Raw genomic sequence first — 5,059 nt, 5'->3', positions numbered from 1 at the left:
TTTCGCGAGGATTAAGCACTTCCGAGCAATATCAACGAGATATGATAAGTTAGCAAGAAATTACGCCAGTATGGTATCACTGGCGTTTACTATAATGTGGCTGCCGATGTATTGCTGAATAAAATGTGTACAGCAAAGATCAACACGCCCTAGGCAGGATAAGAAAAATAAAAGACAAAACTGAGCGTTGTGTCTACGCCAAAGTCAATTACGTTTAAAACATCAGCAACGAATCATTTTTTTGACACTTTCTTGAAGAATAGTGTCTAACGTGCGATAGATTATAGTCATCGCTAACTTGTGATAGAGAGAACACCATGGGAATAAAATGTAAGCTTTCCGCTGTGGCGGTTTTAACCGCCTCATTGGCATTAACAGGTTGTGAATCGATGTCGAATGCGCAGAAAGGTGCGACGATTGGCGCGATTACTGGGGCGATTGCGGGTAAGTCTACCTCGAACCATAAAAGTAAACGGGCATTTATCGGGGCGGCGATTGGTGCGATTGGTGGTGCAGCCGTGGGCAACTATATGGATAAGCAAGAGCAAGCTTTCCGTGAGGAGTTGGCGGGATCCGGCATCCAGGTTGTGCGAGAAGGGGATAACATTCGTTTGATCATGCCATCGAATATTACATTTGGGCTTGACCAAGATGCGATCGCCGCAGACTTCTACCCCACTCTCCAATGCGGTTTCTAATGTCATGCGCAAATACGACAAAACCTTTTTGAGTATTGAAGGCCATACGGACAACACAGGCGCAGCCTCATACAACCAAGGCTTGTCGGAGCGACGTGCGATGAGCGTTAAACGCTATCTTGCCAGCCAGTCTATCGATAATGCGCGTCTTTATACCTCTGGGTTTGGTGAGACACGTCCACTCGTGGCCAATAACAACGCATCCAATCGTGCGTTAAACCGCCGCGTTGAGATTCAAGTGGTGCCAAACACTCAATAGTGGTTGCATCAGTCAATAACGACACGACGCGGTGCGCTTTCTCGCGGTAAAGCGCACCGTGTTTGGGTGGTCGTCGTTGGCCTTAGAGGTTATCGAGGTTATCAAGCAGCGCATCTGCACGCTGAATAATAGCTTCACGCTGGGCAGTGTCCATTTTGTCCCAATTTCTATAAGGCATGGCCATCCTTGGGTTTCGATGAAAGCGATCACGATGACGCTGCATAAAATGCCAGTAAAGTGCATTCAGTGGGCATGCATTATCCCCCACCTTCTCTTTCACTGAATAATGACAATCGCCACAATAATCACTCATGCGATTAATATAAGCCCCACTGGCCGCATAAGGTTTCGTGCCGACTAAACCATTATCAGCAAATTGCGTCATGCCCCGCGTGTTGGGCATCTCCACCCATTCTATCGCATCAATATAAATCGATAAGTACCAGTCATCGACAGCATCCGGATCAATACCCGCCAACAAACAAAAGTTACCCGTCACCATAAGTCGCTGAATATGGTGCGCATAGGCCGTTTGCAATGACTGGGTCACCGCTTGAGACACGCACCGCATGTTGGTTTGTCCATCCCAAAAATAACGCGGGAGTGGTCGATCGGCCTCGAGGATATTTTTCTCTGCATAAACAGGCATATTTGCCCAGTACACCCCGCGAATGTATTCTCGCCAGCCCAAGATTTGACGCACAAACCCTTCGATCTGCGCCAAATTGATTGCATCACTTTCTCTGAAATACTCAATCGCTGCAGTGATCACCTGCATGGGATGAAGGAGCTTAGCGTTCAGTGCAAACGATATACGACTGTGGTAGAGGCTCCACTGGTGCTCACTGCGACCGGTCATCGCATCTTGAAACTGACCAAACAGGGGCAAGCAATGACGGCAAAAATGATCCAACAAAGATTTAGCCTGTGAGCGGGTCACAGGCCAGAGTAAATCTGGCGCGGGTTCGCCGATCGTCGCCACATTGTGCCGTTCGATACGAGCCAAAATATCGCGAACATCGTTACTAAATACCAAGGGTGACGGAATGGCCGCTAAATCGCTTTTCTTGAGTTTGTTACGATTCTCTTGATCATAATTCCAGCGCCCACCTTCTGGCGACTCACCATCCATCAGGACACCAAACTGACGACGCATATCACGATAAAAATACTCCATCTTACGATGTTTATTCGCCGTAAACTGGGCCGCTATTTGCTCGTAGGGCAGTAAGAAGTGCTCTGTATCAACACACTGGGTTGTCACTTGTTCGGGGAGGTTTAACGTTGATAGTTGCTGCGAAAGCCGATATTCATCCGGTCGCTGATACGCAAAGGTGTTTATCTGATAGTGTTCACATAAATCGCTGATCAGCGTGGGTAAATCTTGATAGCCTTGGGTGTCATCTAAAGTGAGATAACAGACATGGTGGCCCGCCTGCTCGAGTGCATGAGAAAATGCCGCCATCGCCGCGAAGAACGCGCTTACCTTTTGGGCATGATGTCTGACATAGGTCGCCTCCTGATTTAGCTCTGCAATCAGATAAAGCACAGTATCATCGGTTTGTTTAAACCACGAGTGGCTTGCATTAAGCTGATCGCCCAACACCAAGCGCAAGGTTGAATAGTGCGTGTTCTTCACTAGCACCTCATTGTCATTATAAATGTTGCAAAACCATACGCAGCAAACCACATTTTCGATGATTGCTTTGCCCAATAAGCTTGAATATCTGCCAAAAGACTCTACATTGGAGCGAACATTCGTCAGTAAGCCTCACTATTATGCGCGCTTTTCTTGTCAGGTTTTGCCTATTGATCACACCAATGATAGTTGTCTATCCAACATTGGCAATGAACGAGCCCGCGAGCCAGTTTGTACAAGATCTTCGCTTTCATGGCTACATCGATAATTACGGCAATGTAAAACTACGCTTTGCACCGATTACAGCGCTCCCAGCCGGATTCAAAACCAAAGGGTATCTTGATATCGAAGCCAGTGATATTGTGCGGCTGCCCCGTGGGTTAGATATTGGCGGGTATTTTAACGCCGCGAATACCGGATTGAAGCAGCTACCCAGGATGAAAGTCGGGGGCTATATTAACCTAACCAATACACAAATAACGCGCCTCCCCCCTAATCTGGTTGTGCGAGGCGATTTAAGCCTGGTCAATACACCATTGACCGAGCTACCCCAGCGTCTATTTGTTGAAGGCAATTTATATCTGACTAACTCGCCCATAGACGCCATTCCTGACGATATCTATGTCGGTGGCAATCTATATATTCGAGGCACAAATATTCGAAAAGTCAGCCCCGATCTCCGTATCGAAGGGCAGGTTCTTCCCTCACTTAGCCAATGATCTGCCAACAATTATTGATCGAATCAGCGCTAGACCCGTACGTTATGCTGAGCCTAATTTTTTAAATTACAGTCTAAAATGGTCCGATATGATTACTTTACATCACTTAGAGCAATCGCGATCTCAACGTATCGTTTGGTTATTGGAGTCTTTGGCGATCCCTTATCAATTGGTTCGTCATCAGCGTGATCCAAAAACCAAACTCGCACCGCGTGAGTTAAAACAAATACATAGCCTAGGGAAAGCCCCCGTTATTGAAGATGGGGATATTGTGATTGCCGAATCTGGCGCAATCATTGAATACCTTCTGGATACATACGGCAACGGCAGCTTGGTCCCTGAAACAGCAAAAGCAAAGAGTCTCTACCGATACTGGATGCATTATGCAGAGGGCTCACTGATGCCACCACTCGTGATGTCTTTGATATTTAGCAAAGTACCAGAATCCCCCATGCCATTTTTTATCCGTCCATTAGCTAGGAAGCTCATGGAGGGCGTTCGTCAGCAGTTTTTAGCGCCACAACTGCGCGATCACTTCGCCATGATAGATAATCATTTAGCGCAGCATACGTGGCTCTGTGGCGAGCAAGTCACCGCCGCCGATATCCAAATGAGTTTTCCACTGTTGGCGGCGCGCAAACAGCTTAATACCGAGCATCACGCCAATATTTTTCGCTATCTGGAGCAAATTGAACAGCAACCCGGCTACCAGAATGCGTTGTGCGTGGTCGGCCCTCTAAAAACACTGTAAACGGAGATAGTGTTGATGCTTATATTATGCAGGCAGAGTCGACTCTGCTTGCATGATCCAACGCTGATAGCTTGGCAAATCGGCGAATTGTTGATACCAGCGAGATACATTAGGAGGCAAGGTTAAAGACGCCTCATTGTGCAAGCTATGGATTAAGCTCCCCACCGCAATATCAGCCAGTGTCATGCGGTCTGACGCAAGGTATTTTTGCTCAGCCAGCACGCCATTGATCCGATCCAAATCATAACGACATTGCTCTAGCGCCTTTTCTTTCGACGCCATCACATTTGCATGGCCTGAGGTAGAAGAAAACAGTGCTGATTTGATCACGGGTTGGAACGAAGAAAGACACCAGTCCATCCAACGTTCGTAGGATGAGCGCTGGAACGCGCAGTCGGGATACCACATTTTGTTGCCATAGCAAGCAACCAAATAGCGTAATATGGTATGTGATTCCCATACACTATTCGGCCCATCTTCTAGCACAGGAACTTGTTGCATCGGGCAACGTTCAGCGATGGCTTGTGCGTCGCGATGATTATGATGAATGTCGATTTCTTCTAGCTCAATACTTAAATCGAGTTCTTCTATCAACCACATCACTTTCTGAACATTGATTGACAGCGGATGTCCATACACTTTCATCTTACTCTCCTTGTAATAGACGGAAGCAGTTCCTTGCTTTGATTTGAATCTTTGAGGCTCGCATAATCTTGCTAGCTTAGCAAGTCATCGTATTTCGATGCTAAAAGCATCACAACTTAGCCATCAAAACACAGACAAACCCAAGGATCATGCTGCTTTGATCGCTTAAATCAATGTTTAATGCTACTAGGGCGTGTTGATCTTTCGTGATTGTTTTTTGAACGGCATGATAAGGCGTTATAATCTCTTTCGCCAAAAACAAACTGTAACGCCATACCATGCCGAGACTCATGCTAACTGATAAGCGGTGGCAAAAGCTACTTCAAGTAATGAAGAACACTGGCCGCA

The 5,059-nt window shown here is 46.7% G+C and carries 6 protein-coding genes and 1 pseudogene; 5 read left to right on the top strand and 2 right to left on the bottom strand.

Features of this window, described 5'->3' with window-relative positions; genetic code table 11:
- The 3 genes and pseudogenes from DZ54_RS24190 to DZ54_RS26055 form a co-directional block, all read left to right on the top strand.
- Window positions 1-118: pseudogene (locus tag DZ54_RS24190) on the top strand (IS5/IS1182 family transposase); the annotation flags it as partial.
- Window positions 119-317: 199 nt separating this feature from the next.
- Window positions 318-698 (top strand): glycine zipper domain-containing protein, encoded by a 381-nt coding sequence (locus DZ54_RS26060; RefSeq protein WP_240473967.1) that lies wholly within the window; start codon window positions 318-320, stop codon window positions 696-698.
- A gap of 4 nt (window positions 699-702) precedes the next feature.
- Window positions 703-957 carry an OmpA family protein gene (locus DZ54_RS26055; protein ID WP_240473966.1) on the top strand — a complete coding sequence of 85 codons (255 nt, stop codon included), beginning with the start codon at window positions 703-705 and terminating at the stop codon, window positions 955-957.
- Between the two features lie 82 nt (window positions 958-1,039).
- Here the strand turns inward: DZ54_RS26055 and DZ54_RS0110530 are convergent, their stop codons facing one another.
- Window positions 1,040-2,596, bottom strand: a complete 1,557-nt coding sequence (locus tag DZ54_RS0110530; protein WP_025674027.1) for a cryptochrome/photolyase family protein — start codon at window positions 2,594-2,596, stop codon at window positions 1,040-1,042.
- A 182-nt stretch (window positions 2,597-2,778) separates the two neighbouring features.
- Between DZ54_RS0110530 and DZ54_RS0110525 the strand changes: the two genes are divergently transcribed.
- Window positions 2,779-3,315: a hypothetical protein gene (locus tag DZ54_RS0110525; protein WP_037330767.1), complete on the top strand. Its 537-nt coding sequence runs from the start codon at window positions 2,779-2,781 to the stop codon at window positions 3,313-3,315.
- Window positions 3,316-3,403: 88 nt separating this feature from the next.
- Window positions 3,404-4,066: a glutathione S-transferase gene (locus tag DZ54_RS0110520; RefSeq protein WP_025674025.1), complete on the top strand. Its 663-nt coding sequence runs from the start codon at window positions 3,404-3,406 to the stop codon at window positions 4,064-4,066.
- A 24-nt stretch (window positions 4,067-4,090) separates the two neighbouring features.
- Here DZ54_RS0110520 and DZ54_RS0110515 read toward each other — a convergent pair whose 3' ends face one another.
- Window positions 4,091-4,711 carry a glutathione S-transferase family protein gene (locus DZ54_RS0110515; protein ID WP_025674024.1) on the bottom strand — a complete coding sequence of 207 codons (621 nt, stop codon included), beginning with the start codon at window positions 4,709-4,711 and terminating at the stop codon, window positions 4,091-4,093.
- Between the last annotated feature and the right edge of the window lie 348 nt (window positions 4,712-5,059).

The sequence above is a fragment of the Salinivibrio socompensis S35 genome, assembly GCF_000513715.1.
GTDB lineage: Bacteria > Pseudomonadota > Gammaproteobacteria > Enterobacterales > Vibrionaceae > Salinivibrio > Salinivibrio socompensis.
The sequence above is the reverse complement of the archived record's forward strand: the minus strand, read 5'-3'. Positions and strand labels throughout refer to the sequence as shown.